Below are 20,222 nucleotides of genomic sequence, written 5' to 3' on the forward strand. Positions count from 1 at the left end.
GATCACCTCTCGCTTTCCCGAGTTCTCGTCAAGTCCCTGCCGCGCCGCTCCGCGTGTCCTGCCTGCTCCTACTGGTACTTCGGCGCGGGCGGCCCCGAGGAGGAGCCGAGCGCCGGCTTCAGCCAGTGGTCGTACGACTTCTGCCAGCCGTCCGACTTGCGGTAGTCGACCAGCACCTGGTTGACGCGGCGCACCAGGTCGTCCGCGCCCTTCTTCATGGCGACGCCGTAGAACTCCTCGGTGTACGGCTCGCCCTTGAGCTCCACCGTCGGGTCCTGCGCGGCCTGGCTCGCGGCGAGCGCGCCGTCGGTGACCACCGCGTCGACCTCGCCGAGCTGCAGCCGCACCAGGCAGTCCAACTGGTTCGGCACGGTCGTGGAGATGTCGGTGCTCTGCGGGAGGCCGCCCTCGTCCACCGGCTTCTTCTTGCCTTCCTCCAGCGACGACGCGGCCGTCGAACCCGTCGCCGTGCAGATCCGCTTGCCCGCGAGCGAGGCACCGTAGCCCTTGATGTCCGAGGTCTTCGGGGCGAGCACCTGCTGGCCGGTCTGGAAGTACCCGGTGGAGAACGCGACGTCCTTGAGGCGGTCGCAGCTGATGGTCATCGTGCGGACCACCATGTCGACGTCGCCGCGCTGGATCGCCGGGATCCGCTCGTTGGTGGGGATGGCGCGGAAGCGGACCGCGTCCCGGTCGCCGAGGATCTCGCCCGCGATCTCGTGCGCGAGATCGATGTCAAAACCCTCCAACTCGCTGGTCTTCGCCGTGCTGTTGGGGTCGCGGTAGCCCCAGCGGTAGCTGTTCTGGTCGACGCCGACCGAGAGATAGCCGCGGTCCTTCACGGCCTGCACCGCGCTGCCGCTCTCGCTTCCCGAAGGGGAGAGGCTGCGCTCCGGCTCCTTGCCCTTCACCGAGGGGTCGCAGTCCTCCGCCCTCGCCTGCCGGCCGTCGGCGACACCACCGGACGCGTAGCTCGTCGTGCCGCTGTCCGTGGGGCGGGGCTGCTGGGTCAGCGGGAGCAGCAGCGCGAACACCGCCGTCAGGGCGCAGGCCACCGCCATGGCGGCCACGCCGCCCCAGCCGCGCAGCGTCACCTTCCGCGCCGTCCTTCGCTCTTCGTGCATCGCCGCACCCCCTCTCACCGGTACTCCGAAAGCCTGCGTCCGATGCCGAACACCGCGCCGGCCGCGGCCAGCACCGCCAACACCGCCGCCCCCACGGGCAGTCCGGTCATCGCGTCGCGACCGCCGCTCGCCTTGTCACTGAACTGACGCTGCTCGTGCACGAGGGCCGTGTCCAGATTCTTGTCCACCAGATCGAAGCATTCACCTGTCGGCTTGTCCTTCTTCGAACCGATGATCTTGTCGAGCGCGCCCTGGTAGTTGCCGGAGTCGTCCTGCTCCCGCGCGTCCTGGTGACGCTTGCGCCACTCCTTCATGCTGTCGTTCGCCTTGGTCACGGGCGCCCGGCCCGAGGTGTCGCCCTCGTCGTCGGCGAGCGCGTACGCCGCGTTCAGCTTGCCGGCGAGCGCCGTCATCTCCTGCTGGAAGTCGACGTCGTACTTGTCCTTCGTCTCGCCCTTCACGGACACCGTCTCCGCGCCGCGGCTGACCAGCGTCAGATTCTCGCTGCCCCGTGCCTTCAGAGAGGCGATGCTCGCGTCGTGCAACACGTTCAAGGACCGTACGCCATGGTCGTAGGACGAACTGAGCCCGCTGCGCGCGACGGTGTGACCGACGACGAGCCACAGCAGCACCACGGTGGACGCCGCGGTGGCGGCGAGCAGCCCCTGGTTGAACACCCGGTTCGTACGACGGTAGTTGCGCCGCTGTGCCCACGCGAGACCCGCGAGGGCGAGGACGCCGAGGAAGATGGCGATCCACGGGTAGGGCGTCGCCGAGTCGTAGTCGTCCCGCAGCCGCTGGTTCTCCGTCTTGTAGAGATCCTCGGCGGCCGGGAGCATCTCGGTCTGCATCTTCTCGTTCGCGTACCGCAGATAGGCGCCGCCCAGCGGGAAGCCCTGCCGGTTGTTGGCCCGGGCGCGCTCGATGAGGCCCTTGTACTGCGGCAGCAGCTTGTTCAGCTTCGCGATCGTCCCCGCCGAGCGGGTGCCCGGGTCGGTGCTGGTCGCCGCGGTCACCAGCTTGTCCGCGGCGTTCCTGATGTCGCGCTCGTACCGGTCGCGCGCCGCAGCCGGTTCCTGGCCCCCCGCCAGGAAGCCGCTGGACGCCGCCGTGTTGGCGTCGGCGAGCGAGCGGTAGATGTCGGCGGCGTCGGCGCTCAGCGGCTGGCTGGAGTGCAGCACGTCGTCCGCGGCCGCCGAGCGGTCCGTCATCTGCCACGCCGTCGTCGCGCCGAACGCGACGACGAGCAGCGCGAGGACGGCTCCGATGATGCGCAGCCGGCCCGGCTCGGTCGTGGCCGCGGCCTTCAGCCGGTCCACTCCCTCCGCCCAGGCGGTACGCCGCCGGGGCCCAGGCGCGCCGGGTGGCCCGGGTGGGCCGCCCCGCTGCGCCTGCGGTGGCACGCCCGGAATGGACGGCGCGGCGGCGGGACGCTCCGGCGGCGCCACGCTCCCGTTCGACGGGTATGTCACTTCGACCCTCCCCCATGGTCGTACGTCGGTCGCAAGTATCGCTTCCGCGACTGACATCCGCACGGGCATTCGCTGGATCTTGTGCGGAAGCGCTCCGCTGTGGAACACGTGGGGGCGGGGGGTTCGGTTCCCCGTTTGTGTTCGCGGCGACGTGGTCGAGGTCGCGGGGCTCTGCCCCGGGCCCCGCGCCTCAATCGCCGGCGGGGCTTAAATTGCGTACTCGGCTCGTGTGCGTGCGTGCACCTCTGGTGGTGCTCCCGTCGCGTCAAGACCCAGCAGCGCTGCGCCCAGCACGGGGCGTTCTGTCACCACCCGGGGGATTGCGTGCGGTGCCTGGGTGGACAGCAACCTCCGTACGCGGTCGTTGAGTTGGGGGTGCTGGGCTGCCAGGACGCTGCCGCCCAGGAGGACAGGGGCCGGTTCCTCCAGGAGGTCGAGGCGGCGCAGGGCCACCGTGGCCATCGACACCACTTCGTCGGCCATCCGCTCGACCAGGGAGCGGGCCACCGGGTCGTCGGCCGCCGCCGTGGCGAAGAGGACCGGGGTGAGTTCGTGGCGGCGGGCGGCCGGGATGTGGCCCAGGTGCAGCGCCTCGATCAGGGCGTACATGGAGTCGAGGCCGAAGTGGGCGGGCAGGGCGTGCATCAGGGCCGTGGGCCCGCCGCGGCCGTCCTCCGCGCGTGCGGCGAACCAGATGGCCTCCTCCGCGAGGCCGCCACCGCCGCCCCAGTCGCCGGAGAGCCGGCCGATCGCGGGGAACCGGGCCGTGCGGCCGTCGGGCAGCATCCCCGCGCAGTTGACGCCCGCCCCGCACACGACGGCGACGCCGCGCGGCTCGGCGTCCTCCAGGAGCCCGGCGCGCAGCACGGCGAAGGTGTCGTTGCGCACGTCGACCCGGGAGCCCCAGCGGCGTTCGGTGAGCGCCTTCGCCAACTCCCGTTCCTCCACCGGGAGATCGGCGTTCGCCAGGCACGCCGACACATGGTCGACCGTGCCCACGCCCGCCTGCGCGAACGCCCGGTCGACCGCCTCCGCCAGGATGTCCACGGCCGGTCCAACGTTCGCCTGGTGGGGCTGGAACCCGCCGCCGCGGGCCGTGCCGACGACGGTGCCGTCGGCCGCGACCACCGCGACGTCGGTCTTGCTGTTCCCCGCGTCGATGGCAAGGACGGTCATGCCCACGCGAGGTGCTCCCGGTTGTGCGCGATCAGGTCGTCCGTGAGGCGGTCGGCGTATTCGATCTGGCCGATGAGGGGGTGCGCGAGCAGCGCGTTGAAGACGCGGTCCCGACCGCCCTTGAGGGCCGCCTCCAGGGCGAGGTCCTCGTAGGCGGTGACGTTCGCGATGAGGCCCGCGTACAGGGGGTCGAGCTTGGCGACCGGAAGGGGCTTCGCGCCCTTTCCGTCGACGGTCGCCTGCACCTCGATGACGGCGTCGTCGGGGAGGAAGGGGAGCGTGCCGTTGTTGTACGTGTTCACGACCTGGTGCGGGCTGCCGCCGCCACCGAGCAGGGACGCGGCGAGGTCGACCGCCGCCTCGCTGTAGAAGGCACCGCCCCGCTTCGCGAGCAGCTCCGGCTTCTCGTCGAGCGTCGGGTCGCCGTACATCTTCAGCAACTCGCGTTCCATCTCCGCTACTTGAGCGGCGCGTGACGGCTTCGTGCGCAGCTCTCGTACGACCGCGTCGTGCTGGTAGTAGTAGCGCAGGTAGTAGGACGGGACGACGCCGAGGCGGTCGACGACCACGCGCGGCATGTGCAGGTCCTCGGCGATGGCGTCGCCCTGTTCGGCGATGAGGCGCGGCAGGACGTTCTCGCCGTCGGGGCCACCGAGGCGCACGCCCAGCTCCCACGTCAGGTGGTTGAGGCCGACGTGGTCCAGGTGCACTTCCTGCGGCGTCACGTCCAGGAGCCGGGCGAACTTCCGCTGGAAGCCGATCGCCACGTTGCACAGGCCGACGGCCTTGTGGCCCGCCTGGAGCAGTGCCCGCGTCACGATGCCCACCGGGTTGGTGAAGTCGATGATCCAGGCGTCCGGGTTGGCGCGGCGGACGCGTTCGGCGATGTCGAGGACGACGGGCACGGTCCGCATGGCCTTCGCGAGGCCGCCGGCGCCGGTCGTCTCCTGGCCGACGCAGCCGCAGTCCAGCGGCCACGTCTCGTCCTGGTTGCGCGCGGCCTGCCCGCCGACGCGCAGCTGGAGGAGGACCGCGTCGGCGTCGGCGACGCCCGCGTCCACGTCGGACGTCGTACGTATAACGCCAGGGTGTCCCTGCTTGGCGAAGATGCGGCGCGCGAGGCCGCCGACGAGTTCGAGGCGGTCCGCGGCCGGGTCGACGAGCACCAGCTCCTCGATCGGCAGCGTGTCCCTCAGCCGCGCGAACCCGTCGATGAGTTCGGGTGTGTAGGTCGATCCTCCGCCGACCACGGCGAGCTTCATAGAAATCCCTTAGCCCTTTACTCCGGTGAGGGTGACGCCTTCGACGAAGGCCTTCTGTGCGAAGAAGAAGACGAGGCAGACCGGCGCCATCACCAGGAGCGTGGCCGCCATCGTCAGGTTCCAGTTGACGCTGTGCGCGGACTTGAAGGACTCCAGGCCGTAACTCAGCGTCCAGGAAGCCGGGTTCTGGGCCGCGTAGATCTGCGGCCCGAAGTAGTCGTTCCAGCAGTAGAAGAACTGGAAGAGGGCGACGGCGGCGATGCCCGGCTTGGCCATCGGCACCACGATCCTCAGCAGCGTGCGCAGCTCGCCGCAGCCGTCGACCTTCGCCGACTCGATGTACTCCTTCGGGATCGTCAGCAGGAACTGACGCAGCAGGAAGATCGAGTACGCGTCGCCGAACGCCATCGGGATGATCAGCGGCCAGAGCGTCCCCGACAGGTGGAACTGCTGTGCCCACACCAGGTACATCGGGATCACGATGACCTGCGGCGGCAGCATCATCGTCGAGATGACGAGGAGCATCGCCGTGCGCCGCCCGCGGAAGCGGAACTTGGCGAGCGCGTACGCGACGGGGATCGCAGAGCACACGGTGAACAGCGTGCCGAGCCCCGCGTACAGCAGCGAGTTCTTCCACCAGTCGAGGAAGCCGTCCGTCTGAAGGACGGCCTTGTAGTTCTCCCAGTGCCAGGAGTCCGGCCACAGGTCGCCGCTCATCGCCTGCCCGTCGCTCATCACGGACGTCAGGAAGACGAACACGAAGGGGAGGACGAAGAGCAGCGCGACCGCGATGGCGATGCTGTGCACGGCGATCCAGTTCAGGATCCGTTGGCGGCGGGCTCGCCGGGCGGCCGGGCCGCTCTCGGGTGCGGGCGCCGTGTCGGTGACGGCGGGGCCCGGCCTCAGTGTCGTAGTGGTCATGTCGATCAGTCCTCCGCCGCGAGCAGACCCGAGCGCTTGCGCATGAGCAGCGAGGTCACGGCCATGGCAATGGCGAACAGGACGAGCGAGAGCACGCACGCCGCGCCGGTGTTGAAGTTCTGGAAGCCCATCGAGTAGACGAGCTGCGGGACGGTGAGCGTCGAGTGGTCGGGGTATCCCGGCTGGATGACGGTGCCAGGGCCGATGGAGACGCCGGACGCGATCTTTCCGGCGACGAGGGCCTGCGTGTAGTACTGCATGGTCTGCACGACGCCCGTCACCACGGCGAACATGACGATCGGGGTGATCGAGGGCCACGTCACGTAGCGGAACTTGGCGAAAGGACCGGCGCCGTCCAGCTCGGCCGCCTCGTACTGCTCCTTGGGTACGTCGAGCAGCGCGGCCATGAAGATGACCATGAGGTCGCCGATGCCCCAGAGGGACAGCAGGACGAGCGAGGGCTTGGCCCAGGTGGCGTCGTTGAACCAGTTGGGGCCCTCGATGCCGACCTTGGCGAGGATCTCGTTGACCGGCCCGCTGCCCGGGTTGAGCAGGAAGACGAAGGCGACGGTCGCCGCCACCGGCGGGGCGAGATACGGCAGGTAGAAGGCGGTCCGAAAGAAGCCGACGCCGCTCTTGATCTTCGTGACGAGCAGCCCGAGCGAGAGCCCGAATACCACGCGCAGCGCCACCATGACCACGACGAGCCACACCGTGTTCCACAGCGCGGGCCCGAACAGCGGCATGTCCCGGAACACGTACACCCAGTTCCGCAGCCCCACGAAGGTGGGCGCCTTGATCTGGTTGTAGTGCATGAACGAGAAATAGACGGTGGCGAGCAGCGGATAGGCGAAGAACGCGCTGAATCCGATCAGCCAGGGGGAGAGAAAGCCCACGGTGCGCAGTCTGCGGCGGGCGGGCCGGGAAAGGGTGAGTGCCATGCGAGAATGTCCCGTTCCTCAGTTCTGCGACTGCAGGGTGTCGGCGTCGATGAGTCTGTCGAGGCGCCGCAGCCCTTTGCGAAGATCGCCGACTTCGCCGGCCTCCTCGCCGTAACTGAAGTCCTGCAGCTGCGCGATGTACATGCCACCGTTCGTGGAGGGCGGCATCACCTGGCTGTACTTGTTCTTCGCGATGCCGAGGAAGGCGCGGAACGTCGGATCGGCGTCCAGCTTCGGCGACTTGAGCGCGGCGAACGTCGACGGCACGTTGTGAATGGCGTTGGCGAAATCGACGACCTGATCCGTATCGGAGGTCAGGAACTTCACCAGTTCCCAGGCGGCGTTCTGGTGCTTGCTGCTGTGCGCGATGCCGGTGACGGTGCCGGTCAGATAGCCGCGCCCGTACGTCTCGGCCTGGTCGTCGGGGACGGGCAGCGGCGCGACGCCCCAGTCGAACCTGGCCTTCGCGTCCTTCAGCATGAGCCCGCGCCATTCACCGTCCATGTGCATGGCCAACTTGCCGCTGAGGAAGGCATTCTGGTTCGACATCTCGTCGCCGAACGACGTACGGAACTTCTCCAGGGCCCCGTATCCGCCCTGCGCGTCCATCAGCTTCTTCGTCGTCTTGAAGTAGTCGTACGTGGCGGGTTCCTCGGCGAGCCGCGCATTGCCCTTCGCGTCGAAGTACTTGGGGCCCCACTGGGCGAACAGCCGGTCCGGGCTGTTCTGGTAGAGCCGGAAGTTCGGCATGAAACCGACACGCTTGTACGAGGAGCCTTCTCGCGCGGTGAGTTTCTTGGAGTCGGCGATGAACTCGGACATCGTCCGGGGCGGCCGCTCGATGCCCGCCTCCTTGAAGGCGTCCTTGTTGTAGTACATGCCGAAGGCGTCGGCGAGGAGCGGCAGGGCGCATTGATTGCCGCGATAACTCGTGTAGTCGAGAAGCGACTTGGGAAAGACCTTCTCCTTCTCCATGTCCGTCTTCTTCATGAACGGATCGAGGTCGACCCACATGCCGGAGTCGCAGTACTGGCCGACGTTGTTCGTGGTGAAGGAGGAGACGACGTCGGGGGCCTCGTCGCCACCGGCCCGCAGGGCCTGATTGGTGGTGGCGTCCGTGACGTTGCCGGTGGCCTGCACCTTGATGTTCGGGTGCAGCTTCTCGAAGCGGGCGATCGACTCGTTGATCGCCTTCACCTCGCCGGGCGCCGACCAGCCGTGCCAGAACTTCAGCGTGACGGGCTTGGTCGGGTCGTCGGCGGCGCTGCCGGTACTCGGATTGGCGCAGCCGGCGAGCAGCAGTCCGGCCGCGGCGAGCCCTATGGGCGCGCGCAGGGGTATGCGCCATCGCGGCATGGCGAACGTCCTTTACGTGTACGGGGGTTGGGGGAGTGGTCCAGCGGTCAGGCGTTGCTGGTGTCGAAGACGGTGGCGCGGGCCTGGGTGAGGGCGGTGCGCAGGGCGCCGGTGAGGATGGGGTCGCCGGCGAGGTCGCTGATGCGCAACTGGGGGCGGGGCAGGGCGAGTCCGGTGAGCTGTTCCTCGACGCGGTCGCGCAGGGCGTCGCCGCCGACCCGGGCGACCTGCCCGGACAGCACGACGAGTTCGGGGTCGACGACGGCGACGACGGCGGCGAGGCCGGTGGCGAGCCGCCGGGCGACCTCGTCGAGTACGCCCTGCGTGCCGAGTGCCTCGGTCAAGTCCTTCGCCCCGCCCGCCAGTTCGCGGATCGCGGCGGCCGCGACGAGGCTCTGGAGTCCGCCGCCCCCGTCCGAGCGGGCCACGGCGTCGGTACCGCCGCGCGCCAGGGGAGCCCCCGGAAGCGGCATGTAGCCGATCTCGCCCGCGCCGCCGGTGGCCCCGCGCAGGAGCGTCCCGCCGAGCACGATCGCGGCGCCCACGCCCTCGTCGACGTACGCGAGCACGAAGTCGTCGTGATCCTGCGCGGCGCCCTCGTACTGCTCGGCGATCGCGGCGAGGTTGACGTCGTTCTCGATGGAGACGGGCGTGCCGAGCACCTGGGCGAGGTCGTCGCGCAGCGTGCGGGAGTGCCAGCCCGGCAGGTGCGGGGCGTAGCGGAGCTGGCCGGTGCCCGGGTCGATGGCGCCGGGGGTGCCGATGACCGTGGCGGTCAGGTCGCCGTGCCCGAGCCCCGCCTGGGCCAGCGCCCCGTCGACGGCCTCGGCGACGAGCTGGGCGGTGCGGTGCCGCACGTCCTCGCTCACGGCGTGGGCCTCGATGCGGCGGCGGCCGCGTTCGGCGCCGGTGATGTCGGCGACGACGGCGGTGATGCCGTGCGGGTCGGCGGAGAGGGCGGCGACGTGCGCGGCGCCGGGGTCGATCTCGTACAGCAGGGCGTTGGGACCCGGGCGGCCGGTCTGGCTGCCGGTGGTCCGCACGAGCCCGGCGGATTCGAGGCGGCCGAGGAGCTGCGAGGTCGTCGGCTTGGAGAGGCCGGTCAGCTCGCCGATCCGGGTGCGGGTGAGCGGGCCGTGGGCGACGAGGAGGTCGAGCGCGGCGCGGTCGTTCATGGCGCGCAGGACGCTGGGGGTGCCGGGAACGGCAGGGGTGCCGGGGGTGCCAGCCGCTGTGCCGACCATTGCGGGGCGCGCCTCCTCATACTGTTAGGAAACTTTCCTATCGGGGTGCGAGGAACGTAAGGCGCGTGTGTGGGGGACGTCAATAGGTGGGCGATCCCAACTGGATGTACGCCCATGGGGAAGGGGCCGCGCACTTCGTGTGCGCGGCCCCTCAAGGCGGATGGAGAGTGGTGGGACGACAAAGACCCGGATCGAAGTTCAGGCTGAGATGCCTTCGATCCGGGCCAGGGCCTCGTCCGCGCCGAACGGCTGCAAGTACGGCAGCCAGCGCGGATCCCTATGCCCGGTCCCGATGATGCGCCAGGCCAGGCCCGACGGCGGGGCCGGCTTGTGGCGCAGGCGCCAGCCGATCTCCACCAGGTGGCGGTCGGCCTTCGTGTGGTTGCAGCGGCGGCACGACGCCACCACGTTCTCCCAGGCGTGCTGACCCCCGCGGCTGCGCGGGATCACGTGGTCGACGCTGGTTGCGACACCACCGCAGTACATGCACCGGCCGCCGTCACGGGCGAACAGTGCGCGTCGGGTCAGAGGAACGGGCCCCCGGTAGGGAACCCGGACGAACCGCTTGAGCCGGACGACGCTGGGAGCGGCGACGGTACGTGTTGCGCTGTGCATAAAGGCGCCGGACTCCTCGAGGCACGTGGCCTTGTTCTCGAGGACGAGTACGAGCGCGCGGCGGAGCGGTACGACGCCGAGGGGCTCGTACGACGCGTTGAGGACCAGGACATGCGGCACGGATGCCTCCTTGTACGCCGGCGGCGCGTGGCTCGCGCCGGGACGATCTCCTAGCCAGTCTCCCCTCACGGCTGGTCATGGCGCCACCATGTCCGCGTAACGGCCTTGGAGTGTTTTCGACCACACACTCCTTCATTCCCCGCCCGGACCTGGTGAAGACCCTTGGTGCGCCACGCGGGTTCACGTGACCACTGTCTCTCCGTGGAATGTGACGACGATCCACACACAATGCCCCGTTAGTGTGGTGGTTCTGCCCGCTCCTGTCCCCGAGCTTCGCCCCGAGGCGGGCAGATGGCTACGCCTGGAGGTACCTGCCGTGATCTTGTCCGTCCTGTCGGCCACGGGGGCGAGCGACGCCTCGTCCGACCCCGCGAAACCCACCCTCAAGGACGCCCAGGAGCAGGCCGGACAGGCCGCCGGCTGGGTCGAGCAGAACTGGTCGACCTGGTTGAGCGTCGGTCTGCGGATTCTGCTGATCGTCGTCATCGCCTTTGTGCTGCGCGCCGTGATACGCCGCACGATCACCAAGTTCGTCGAGCGGATGAACCGCAGGAGCGAGACCGGCGCCACGACCGCACTCGGTGGTCTTCTTGTGAACACGGAGCGGCGGCGGCAGCGTTCGGAGGCCATCGGCTCCGTGCTGCGCTCGGTGGCGTCGTTCCTGATCCTGGGCACCGCGGCTCTCATGGTGCTCGGCGCGTTCAAGATCAACCTCGCGCCGCTGCTCGCGTCCGCCGGTGTCGCCGGTGTCGCGATCGGTTTCGGTGCGCGCAACCTGGTCACCGACTTCCTCTCCGGCGTCTTCATGATCCTTGAGGACCAGTACGGCGTCGGGGACACGATCGACGCGGGTGTCGCCTCCGGTGAGGTCATCGAGGTCGGCCTGCGCGTGACGAAGCTGCGGGGCGCCGAGGGCGAGATCTGGTACGTGCGCAATGGCGAGGTCAAGCGGATCGGCAACCTCTCCCAGGGCTGGTCGACCGCGGCCGTCGACGTCACCGTCCGCGCCGACGAGGACCTCGACAAGGTGAGGGAGACCCTGACCGAGGTCGCCGAGACCATGAGCAAGTCCGAGCCGTGGAACGAGATGCTGTGGGGCCCGGTCGAGGTCCTCGGCCTGGACAGCGTGCTGCTCGACTCCATGGTGGTCGGCGTTTCTGCGAAGACCATGCCCGGCAAGGCCCTCACCGTCTCGCGCGAGCTGCGCTGGCGCATCAAGCGGGCCTTCGACGAGGCGGGCATCCGCATCGTCGGCGGCGTCCCGGCCCAGGTGGACGGCGAGGCGGCGGCCGACCCGGCGGCCGGAGTGTCGGCCCCGTCGGCCTACGCGTCGGCGACGTCGCCGCAGTCGCTCGCGGCGTCGCCGATACCGCCGGCGAATCTGTCGAAGTAGCCAACGGGCCTACGAGGACGGGGGCGCGGGAGAACTTCTCCCGCGCCCCCGTCCTCGTATCCGGTGCCGTCACGCCACCCTGAGCCGCGACGGGTGTGTCGAGCGGTGCAGCAGCGGCAGCGCTGTGGCGGTGGCCAGCAGGCAGGCCGCGCCGACGCCCACCGGGACGAGGAGTGGCAGCGCCCAGGGGACGGACTGCCCCGCGATCCTCGCGTACGCCGTGTGGATCGCCGTGCCGCCGAGCGTCGCGAGGACGAGGGCCGGGGCCAGCGACAGGGCCGTTTCCAGGAGCAGCGCCCGCGTCAGGATCCGGCGCGGCACCCCGGCCGCGACCTGCGCGGCGAGCGCTCGGCGCCGCGAGGACAGTGACTCGGCGGTGCCGGCCGCGAGCGCCGCCAGGCTGATCAGCAGGGCGATCAGCACCGCGGTGGCGGTGAGGTTCAGGCCGTACGTGTAGTAGCCGACGTCCTGCGGCACGCCGGACTCGGCCTCGTTCGCCGCCAGTTGGTCGAGCACCACCTCACGGAGCCCGGCCAGGCCGACCCCGACGACGGTGACCAGGATGACGGCCGCGTGGCTGCGGGCCGCCGACCAAGGGTCCTCCTGCAGTCGGTGCGCGGCCAGCAGCACAGCGGGACGTTCGGTGCGCGGAGCGAACCGCCGCCCGATGAGCCGGGCGGCCGTCCCCGCGACCCAGATGGCACCCGTCCCGCTCAGCACCACGGCGCCGACCACGAACAGCGGCAGGGACGCAGCCGTGCCGGAGCTGCCGCGGACGAGGACCAGGCCCGCGCCGAGCATGACGAGGACGACGGGCAGCAGAAGCCCGAGGAGGAGCCCGGGACCGCGCCCCGCCCCCTCCCGCCGCACGTGCCCCAGCGGCGAGGCGATGACCCGGCGCAGCGCCACCGCGCTCACCAGAACGCCGAGCACCGGCACCGCGAGCGTCACGACGGCGGCGCCCAGCCATGCGACTGGGTCCACCGCCCGGTCCACGCTCAGCGCGGCCGTCGCGAACCCCGCGTATCCGATGAGCGCCCCCGTCAGGCACGCGAGCCCGGCCTCCAACGCCGCGATCCGCCGCACCTGCTTGGGGCCCGCCCCGGCGAGCCGCAGCCCGGCGAGTCGCCGGTCGCGGTGGACCGCGCCGATCCGGGCGCACTGCCCGAGGAAGCCGAGGACCGGGACGAGGAGCAGGAGCAGCCCGGCGACGACGCCCCGACGTGTGCCCGGCTGGTCCAACAGGCCGTTCCCATAAGGGAACTGGACCTGGCCGCGCACGCTCGCGAGGGCCACGGCCGCGCACGCGAACCCGGTCGCCGCCGTGGCGCCGAGCGCCGTGAGCACCGCCCGCCGCCGCTCCAGGCGGTCCGCGCCGCGGGTCAGCAGCCAGGCGAGGCGCAGATCGGAGGAGACGCTCATCGGGTCACCGCCGTCGACGGCGCGGACGCGTCCTGCGTCGCTCCGTCCAGCAGCCGCACCTCCCGGTCCGCGTACGCCGCCACCTGTGCCTCGTGCGTCACCAGGACCACGGCCGTGTGCGTCTCCCGGGTCGCGTGGACCAGGGAGGCGAGGACCTGCTCGGTGGCCAGCGAGTCGAGCGCGCCGGTCGGCTCGTCGGCGAAGACGACCTTCGGCTCCGTCACCAACGCCCTTGCCAGAGCGACCCGTTGGGTCTGCCCGCCGCTCATCGCGCCGGGCCGTAGCTCGCGCTGCCCGCGCACGCCGAACCGCTCCAGCCACGCGTCGGCCTCCGCCTGCGCCGCGGCGCGCGGTCGTCCCGCGAGCAGCAGCGGCAGCGCCACGTTGTCCAGCGCCGTCAACTCCGGGATGAGCTGGCCGAATTGGAAGACGACGCCGAACTCGGTGCGGCGCAGCTCGCTCAGCCGCTCCTCGTCGAACCGGTGCAGGGGTCCACCCGCGTACGTCACCGAGCCCTCGTCGGGGCGCACGATGCCGGCCAGGCAGTGCAGCAGCGTCGACTTGCCGCTGCCGCTGGCGCCCGTGACGGCGACGAACTCGCCGGGGCGCACGTCGATGCCGACGCCGCGCAGCGCCGGGGTCTTTCCGTACGCCTTGGTCAGGCCCTCGGCGGACAGGAAGGAGGGAGTGCTCATGTTGCAGTGACCTCCGCGGTCAAAGTGGCGAGCCTGGCCGCCGTGGACGCCATCCAGCGCAGGTCGGCGTCGAGGTGGGCCAGGGCGTAGTCGGCGGACAGGACGGTGGTGAGGTCCGCGCCGGGGTCGGTCTTCAGCGCGGTGAGCTCACGCATGCGTGCCATGTGGGCGGTGCGCTGTTCGTGCAGATGGGTGTCCGGGTCGGCGCCCTGCTCCGCGACGAGGATGGAGACGACGACCTTGGCGAAGATCTCGTTGGTGACGTGCGGCGCGGGCGGGGTGATCTCCCGTGTCCAGTCGAGGAGTTGGCGCGTCCCGTCGTCCGTCACGCGGTAGAGGGTGCGCTCGGGCCCGCCGTCGGAATCGGTGCCCTCGACCTCCACGAGGCCGTCGCGGACCAGGCGCTGGAGTGTCGTGTACACCTGCGCGTAGGCGAGCGGGCGGGCCTGCGGGAAACGTTCGTCGTGGCGTCGCTTGAGGTCGTAGCCGTGGCGCGGACCGGAGGCGAGCAGCCCAAGGAGGACATGGCGGGTGCTCATGCGAGGAAGTATGTACCGCGTATATGTATCGAGTACATAGTCACTGCGGGAAGTGCCCGAAGTGGTAAGGCCCGTTCCGGATCAGCGGCGCGTGCCGTGCACGCGCCGCCGCTCACTCGTGCTTGTCCGCCACCCCGTACGCCCCCACACTCCACAGCGAAATCCCGTACTGCGTCGCCCTCTTGTCGCCCACGACCCGGACGAACCGCACGTCCTTCGCGTCCATGCGGACCGACTCGTGGCCGCCCTGGCCGTCGCGGACGGTCGCCGCCGTGCGCCAGGTGCGGCCGTCGGGGGAAGTCTGGACGCGGTAGTGCTTGGCGTAGGCGTCCTGCCAGTGGAGGGTGACCAGGCCGAGGCGGGTGGGCCTGGTGAGTTCCACCTGCCACCATTCGCCGTCCTTCACCGGGGAGGACCAACGGGTCGACGCCTTGCCGTCGTTGGCCGCCTTCGCCGGGAAGTCCGGGGTCTCGTCCGCCGAGGAGGAGGCCTTGCCGGAGCGGGCCAGATCGGGGCCTGCCGTACGGGGGTAGGCGCGCACCGAGAGGGTGCGGGTCTCGTCGCCGAAGGTGAACGGGATGGAGTACGTGCCGGCGGGGGTGTTCGCGGGGACTGTGACCTCGACCGGCACGTCGACCTTTGTGCCGCGCGGGAGTTCGGACCGGCGCGGAAGGTCGACCTTGATGCCGTGCGGGGCCTTCGTCGTCAGGCGGCCGCGCACGGCGCCCGGGCGCTGCGCCGTCAGGTGGGCCGTCAGGCGCTGGGGTGCGCCGCCGATTTCGGCGTCGGTCTCCGTGCGGGCCAGGGTGACCGAGGCCGCGGGGGAGTCCGCGTACCAGGGCACCACGTGGCTCACCGCGTCGGACGAGGCGCCCGTGACGCGGACCGCGTCCGCGCGGGTGTTGTGGGCGTCCAGCTCCGTGAAGCCGCCGTCCGTGAGCGCGCCGATCCGCTTCCAGCCCTCGCCGGGGGCGTGCGCCTCGACCGTGCCCGAGGTGCCGGGGTCGGCGAGGACCGTGACCGTGGACAGGGCGCGGGGGCGCGGGAGTTCGGCCTTCGCGCCCTTCGACGCGTCCGCGCGGTCCGTGCCCGACCAGGAGGCGAACTCCTTCTCGGCCTTCGTCAGGAAGGGGTCCAACACGCCCTTGCCGACCGTGACGTTCGACTTTTTCAGGTCCTTGCGGAGGGACGACAGGCGGCGTGCCGCCTTCCACGCTGCCGCCTTGTCGTCGCGGCTCGCCGCCTCCAGCATGTCGACCGCGGCCTCGCCCGCCTGCCCGTAACGGCCCAACTTGTCGGCCCAGGGCCGGACTTCGGAGTCGAGCTCCGTGCCATCGAGGGCCGAGGGCGTGCGCCGCATCTGGGTGAACGCGTCGCGCAGGGCCGCCGCGGTCTTCTTGGTGCTGTCCTCGTCCGTCGTCGTGCGCGCCTTCCGGAACGCCGAGATCAGTGGCTTCAGATACGCCGACTCGTCCGCGCCGAGCACCGACGACGCGTCATTGCCCGCGAGGGCGGCGAGCGCCTCCTCGGTCCGCTTGTCGCCGTCCGCGAGATCGTCGATCGCCGCCTGCCAGGACTCCTGCGCCCGGTAGTCGCGCGGGTTCCAGGCGTAGTCCGCGGTCGTGAACAGCGGGATGCGGGAGGCCGCGGGCTGCTCCATGGCCGTGGCGAGGACCGCCGCCGAGCCGGAGGCCACGGCGGGCTCCCGGCCCATGTACGGGCCCAGGAATATCCGGTCCTGCGCGTAGTCGTTGACCGGGTAGTTGTCCATCGTGAGCAGCTTGTGCCCGCCGCCGAACGCGCCCTGTACGCCCGCCAGTTCACCGCCGGTGATCGTGCGCGGCACCACGCCGACGCCCGTCCAGGCGACCTCCACCGCGTCGTCCAGATCGCGGGCGAGCGCCGTGCGGTACTCCGTCGTCCCGTCCTGGTAGTACTCGGTCGGCATCAGGGACAGCGGGCCCGCGCCCGGGTGCCGGGCCGCGAGGTGCTTCGCCACCGCGTTCGCGACCTTCGCCTGCGCCTTCGCCGCGGAGTCGGGCCCTGAGCCGAACTCCCGCGCGTCCGACGCGCAGTGCCACTCGCTGTACGACACGTCCTGGAACTGGAGCTGGAAGGCCCGTACCCCGAGCGCCCACATCGCGTCGAGCTTGCGGGTGAGCGCCTTGATGTCGTCCGGCGACGACATGCACATCGCCTGGCCCGGAGCCACCGCCCAGCCGAGCGTCACGTGGTTGGCGCGGGCCCGCTCGGCGAGCCTGCGGAAGTCGGCGCGCTGGTCGGCCGGGTACGTCTCGCGCCAGCGGGCCTGGCGGTACAGGTCGTCGCCGGGCGCGTACAGGTAGCGGTTCTGCTTGGTGCGGCCCATGAAGTCGAGCTGGTCCAGGCGCTGCTCCGTGGTCCACGGCGTGCCGTAGAAACCCTCGGTCAGACCGCGTACGGCCGTGCCCGGCCAGTCCCGTACGACGACCCCCGCGATGCTCCGCCTGTCGATCAGCTGCCGGAACGTCTGCGCCGCGTGGAACAGGCCGTCGTCGCCGATGCCCTCGATGGCGACCGTCGGCGTCCCCGCCGCGCGGCCCACGGCGAGCCGGTAGCCGCCGGACGGCAGATCGCCGCGGGCGCTCGCGCCGAGGCCCCGCAGGGTCGCGTCGAGCGGGCCCGCCCGCCCCTTGCCCGAGTCGGGGCGGTAGTCGCCCGCGCCCGCCCTGGCCTGCGGGGACTCGGTGGCGAGCCGCACCACGAGCCGCGCGTCGCGTGGCACGTCGTGCTCGGCGGAGACCTGCCGGACGTCCCGCGCCCCCGCGTCCTTCAGCGCCTTGCGCAGCGCGTCCACGGCGTACGGGTCGGAGCCCGGCGGCACCAGGAGTGTCACCTCGTCCGGGACCGCGACCCCGTCCGTATCGTCCGAAGCCTTGAGGGACTGAGGCCGCGGCCACACCGCGGGCAGCTTCGCGTCCGACTTCAGGTCCCCGGTGGTCGTCCCCGGCGTCGGGGGAGCGGCCACGGCCCCCGTGGCCCCGCCCAGCGTCCCGGCGATGACGGCGACCGCGAGGGCGGCCGCCCTCTTCCTGCGCCGGAGCTGCACGGCGTACTCCCTGTGGTTCGAACCTGACTCAAGAGGCACAAGGATAGAAGGGAGGAAGGCGTCGATGGGCGGTAACCGGCCCTACCGACGAGTTGCCTGGTCGGACGGGATTTTTTTCGGCTGGTCAGGACCTCCGGGAAAGTTCCTTTCGTTGTACACACTGTGACCAGTAACACGTTGTTCCGTGAAAGAGGTCTGCGACCGTGGCTTCTGGGTAGGGCTTTCGACTCCCGACGCCTTACGACGAAGGAGGCCCCCGTGGCCGCATCAGCACAGCTCCTGCTCTCGGCCCTCTCCAAACAGGCGGACCTCAGCATGATCGACGACGCCGACGTCACCAGCACCTGCTCCTTCGAAGCGCCCCTCACCAGCGAACCCGCCTTCGCGGACTACGCCCCCCTGACTTCCGAGCCGCCCATGACGGACGAGTCCCCCCTCACTTCCGAGCCCACCCCCACCGGCCTCGCCGCGGGCTGAGTTCGATGACGCCGGCCCGGCTCGCCGCACTGCACGGAGTGGCCACGTCCTACTCCCCGGCGCCGGGCCGCACCGTCCACGCCTCGGACGCGGCGGTGGCGGCGGCCCTCGCCGCGCTCGGCGTGGACGTGGGCGCGGACCCGGCCGAGCCGCCCGAGCGGCTGCTGCCGCCGACCGTGGTGGTGTGGGCCGACGGCAGCGTCCCGCGCTGGGTGACGGGCCTGCCCGAAGGCGCCGAATTACGGCTGCGGCCGGAGGGCGGGGACCGCTTCGACCCCTGGGACCCGGGCACCGCGACGCCGCCCGGCACGCACCGGCTGCGCGTCGCCGCGCCGGACGGACGCCGCGCCGAGGCCCATCTGATCGCCGCGCCGCCCGCGGCCCCGGCCCCGCCGCCGCGCACCCACGGACTCCTCGTCCAGCTCTACTCGCTGCTCTCCACCCGCTCCTGGGGCATGGGCGACCTCGCGGACCTGGCCGACCTGGCGTCCTGGTCGGCCCGCACCCACGGCACCGGATTCCTCCAGGTCAACCCGCTGCACGCGGCGGTCCCCGCAGGCCCCGACGGCGGCACGGACCCGTCGCCGTACCGCCCCTCCTCGCGGCGCTTCCCCGACCCCGTCCATCTGCGGATCGAGGACATCCCCGAGTACGCGTACGTCCCCCAGCGCGCCCGGGAGGCCGCCCGGCTGCGCGAGGCGGTGCTCACCAAGGGCGAGCTGATCGACCGAGATGCCGTGTGGGAGCTGAAGCGGACGGCGCTGGAGGCGATCCACGAGGTGCCCCTCACCCCCGGCCGCCGCGCCTCCTACTGGGACTACCTCGCCGCCCAGAGCACGGCCCTGGAGGACCACGCCACATACTGCGCGCTCGCCGAGCGGTACGGCCCCGACTGGCACACCTGGCCCGCCGCCCTCCAGGACCCGCGCTCGCCGCAGACCGGGCACGCCCGCCGGGAGCTGATGGACCGCGTCGACTTCCACTGCCGGCTCGCCTGGCTCACGGACGGACAGCTCGCCGCCGCCCAGCGCGCGGCCCGCGAGGCCGGCATGCCGATCGGGCTCGTGCACGACCTCGCCGTCGGCGTGCACCCCGGCGGCGCCGACGCGTGGGCGCAGCGCGACATCTTCGCGCAGGGCATCAGCGTGGGTGCGCCCCCGGACGCCTTCAACGCGCGCGGCCAGGACTGGGGCCTGCCGCCGTGGCGCCCCGACCGCCTCGCGGAGACCGGCTACGCCGCCTTCCGCGACCTGCTCCGCAATCTGATGCGGCACGCGGGCGCCGTCCGCATCGACCACGTGATGGGCCTGTTCCGGCTCTGGTGGATCCCGGAGGGCGAACCCCCGACCGAGGGCTGCTACGTCCACTACGACGCCGAGGCCATGCTCGCCGTGCTGCTCCTGGAGGCCTCGCGCTCGGGAACGTACGTCATCGGGGAGGACCTCGGCACCGTCGAGCCGGGCGTGCGCGGGACGCTGCACGCGCGCGGGGTGCTCGGCACGTCCGTGCTCTGGTTCGAGCGCGACTGGGAGGGTGACGGGCGGCCCGTCCCCGCCGAGGCGTGGCGCACGGACTGCGTCGCCACCGCCACCACCCACGACCTGCCGTCCACCGCCGCCCGCCTGAGCGGCGACGACGTACGGCTGCGCGAGCGGCTCGGCCTGTCGTCGGCGACCGGGGCGGAGGCGGCGGCCGAGGTCGCGGAGTGGCTCGCCCTGTTCGCCCGGATGGGCCTGCTCACGCACGGGACGCACGACGAGGAGGAAGCGGTGCGGGCGGTCCACCGGTTCCTGTGGCGCACGCCCGCCCGCATGACCGGGGTGTGGCTGCCCGACCTGGTGGGCGACAGGCGCCCGCAGAACCTGCCCGGCACCTGGGCCGAGTACCCGAACTGGCGGCTGCCCGTCGCCGACGCCGAGGGCCGGCCCGTCACCCTGGAGGAACTGGCCGCTTCCCCCCGCGCGCACGCCCTGCTCGGCGTGTTCGCGGAGGCGCCCGCGGGAGCCGAAGTGCCCCTTACAGGCCCCCCGGACGCGCGGCCCGTTTAGGCGTTCGCTACGTTGGCACCGTGGACAAGAAGAACGCCCTGCGCGCCGGCGCCCTGGCCTCCGGTACGACGCTGATGATGCTGCTGATGTCGTCCCCCGCGCTCGCGCTCACGCGCGACGACGGCGACGACCCGGGTACCGGCCTGAGCGTGATCGAGACGCTCGGCCTCTACGTGGTGACGCCGATCGTCCTGTTCCTGGTGATCGCGGGACTGGTCTCGCTGGGCGACAAGTCCCGTAAGCAGCCGAAGCAGGGCTGAGGCCCGGCTTCCACACGGTTTCCCCGTCGAGGGCACCCGTCGCGTTCCCTCGCGGCGGGTGCCCTCGAC

General features: G+C 71.4%; 17 protein-coding genes. 4 read left to right on the forward strand and 13 right to left on the reverse strand.

Annotated elements, in window-relative coordinates; all coding sequences use genetic code 11:
* Positions 1 to 68: 68 nt before the first annotated feature.
* From ACOKM3_RS26885 to ACOKM3_RS26925, 9 genes are all read right to left on the reverse strand, one after another.
* Positions 69 to 1,124, reverse strand: a complete 1,056-nt coding sequence (locus ACOKM3_RS26885; protein WP_426903599.1) for a glutamate ABC transporter substrate-binding protein — start codon at positions 1,122 to 1,124, stop codon at positions 69 to 71.
* Positions 1,125 to 1,138: 14 nt separating this feature from the next.
* Entirely contained in the window at positions 1,139 to 2,596 is a 1,458-nt protein-coding gene (locus tag ACOKM3_RS26890) for a hypothetical protein (RefSeq protein ID WP_426903600.1), read from the reverse strand.
* Positions 2,597 to 2,803: 207 nt separating this feature from the next.
* Positions 2,804 to 3,772 (reverse strand): N-acetylglucosamine kinase, encoded by a 969-nt coding sequence (locus tag ACOKM3_RS26895; RefSeq protein ID WP_426903601.1) that lies wholly within the window; start codon positions 3,770 to 3,772, stop codon positions 2,804 to 2,806.
* A complete protein-coding gene (locus ACOKM3_RS26900; protein ID WP_426903602.1) occupies positions 3,769 to 5,034 on the reverse strand; it encodes a 6-phospho-beta-glucosidase in 1,266 nt (421 codons plus the stop codon). The genes ACOKM3_RS26895 and ACOKM3_RS26900 overlap by 4 nt, the downstream gene beginning before the upstream one ends.
* 9 nt (positions 5,035 to 5,043) lie before the next feature.
* On the reverse strand, positions 5,044 to 5,955 hold the full coding sequence (locus ACOKM3_RS26905; RefSeq protein WP_426903603.1) for a carbohydrate ABC transporter permease: 912 nt from the start codon (positions 5,953 to 5,955) through the stop codon (positions 5,044 to 5,046).
* Between the two features lie 5 nt (positions 5,956 to 5,960).
* Positions 5,961 to 6,896 (reverse strand): carbohydrate ABC transporter permease, encoded by a 936-nt coding sequence (locus ACOKM3_RS26910; protein WP_426903604.1) that lies wholly within the window; start codon positions 6,894 to 6,896, stop codon positions 5,961 to 5,963.
* An 18-nt stretch (positions 6,897 to 6,914) separates the two neighbouring features.
* Positions 6,915 to 8,252 carry an extracellular solute-binding protein gene (locus ACOKM3_RS26915; RefSeq protein WP_426903605.1) on the reverse strand — a complete coding sequence of 446 codons (1,338 nt, stop codon included), beginning with the start codon at positions 8,250 to 8,252 and terminating at the stop codon, positions 6,915 to 6,917.
* Positions 8,253 to 8,299: 47 nt separating this feature from the next.
* On the reverse strand, positions 8,300 to 9,496 hold the full coding sequence (locus ACOKM3_RS26920) for an ROK family transcriptional regulator (RefSeq protein ID WP_426903606.1): 1,197 nt from the start codon (positions 9,494 to 9,496) through the stop codon (positions 8,300 to 8,302).
* Positions 9,497 to 9,694: 198 nt separating this feature from the next.
* A complete protein-coding gene (locus tag ACOKM3_RS26925; RefSeq protein WP_326023161.1) occupies positions 9,695 to 10,231 on the reverse strand; it encodes an HNH endonuclease in 537 nt (178 codons plus the stop codon).
* Positions 10,232 to 10,547: 316 nt separating this feature from the next.
* On the opposite strand from ACOKM3_RS26925, the gene ACOKM3_RS26930 reads away from it, so the two are divergent.
* Positions 10,548 to 11,624, forward strand: a complete 1,077-nt coding sequence (locus ACOKM3_RS26930) for a mechanosensitive ion channel family protein (RefSeq protein WP_426903607.1) — start codon at positions 10,548 to 10,550, stop codon at positions 11,622 to 11,624.
* 69 nt (positions 11,625 to 11,693) lie between these two features.
* Here the strand turns inward: ACOKM3_RS26930 and ACOKM3_RS26935 are convergent, their stop codons facing one another.
* From ACOKM3_RS26935 to ACOKM3_RS26950, 4 genes are all read right to left on the reverse strand, one after another.
* Positions 11,694 to 13,046 (reverse strand): FtsX-like permease family protein, encoded by a 1,353-nt coding sequence (locus ACOKM3_RS26935; protein ID WP_426903608.1) that lies wholly within the window; start codon positions 13,044 to 13,046, stop codon positions 11,694 to 11,696.
* The gene (locus tag ACOKM3_RS26940; protein WP_426903609.1) at positions 13,043 to 13,741 is read right to left on the reverse strand and encodes an ABC transporter ATP-binding protein; all 699 of its coding nucleotides are present in this window, start codon (positions 13,739 to 13,741) and stop codon (positions 13,043 to 13,045) included. Before ACOKM3_RS26940 ends, ACOKM3_RS26935 begins: the two co-directional genes overlap by 4 nt.
* Positions 13,738 to 14,280, reverse strand: coding sequence for a PadR family transcriptional regulator (locus tag ACOKM3_RS26945; RefSeq protein WP_426903610.1), 543 nt, complete (start codon positions 14,278 to 14,280; stop codon positions 13,738 to 13,740). Before ACOKM3_RS26945 ends, ACOKM3_RS26940 begins: the two co-directional genes overlap by 4 nt.
* 112 nt (positions 14,281 to 14,392) lie before the next feature.
* On the reverse strand, positions 14,393 to 17,368 hold the full coding sequence (locus ACOKM3_RS26950; protein ID WP_426903611.1) for a beta-N-acetylglucosaminidase domain-containing protein: 2,976 nt from the start codon (positions 17,366 to 17,368) through the stop codon (positions 14,393 to 14,395).
* 258 nt (positions 17,369 to 17,626) lie between these two features.
* Between ACOKM3_RS26950 and ACOKM3_RS26955 the strand changes: the two genes are divergently transcribed.
* From ACOKM3_RS26955 to ACOKM3_RS26965, 3 genes are read left to right on the forward strand one after another with little or no spacing between them, the layout of a single operon-like run.
* Positions 17,627 to 17,845, forward strand: a complete 219-nt coding sequence (locus tag ACOKM3_RS26955; RefSeq protein ID WP_266719575.1) for a hypothetical protein — start codon at positions 17,627 to 17,629, stop codon at positions 17,843 to 17,845.
* Positions 17,846 to 17,850: 5 nt separating this feature from the next.
* Positions 17,851 to 19,893: a 4-alpha-glucanotransferase gene (gene malQ, locus ACOKM3_RS26960; RefSeq protein ID WP_426903612.1), complete on the forward strand. Its 2,043-nt coding sequence runs from the start codon at positions 17,851 to 17,853 to the stop codon at positions 19,891 to 19,893.
* Between the two features lie 20 nt (positions 19,894 to 19,913).
* The gene (locus ACOKM3_RS26965; RefSeq protein WP_266719579.1) at positions 19,914 to 20,153 is read left to right on the forward strand and encodes a hypothetical protein; all 240 of its coding nucleotides are present in this window, start codon (positions 19,914 to 19,916) and stop codon (positions 20,151 to 20,153) included.
* The last annotated feature ends 69 nt before the right edge of the window (positions 20,154 to 20,222 follow it).

Source organism: Streptomyces nidicola, assembly GCF_050106155.1.
Taxonomy (GTDB): Bacteria; Actinomycetota; Actinomycetes; order Streptomycetales; family Streptomycetaceae; genus Streptomyces.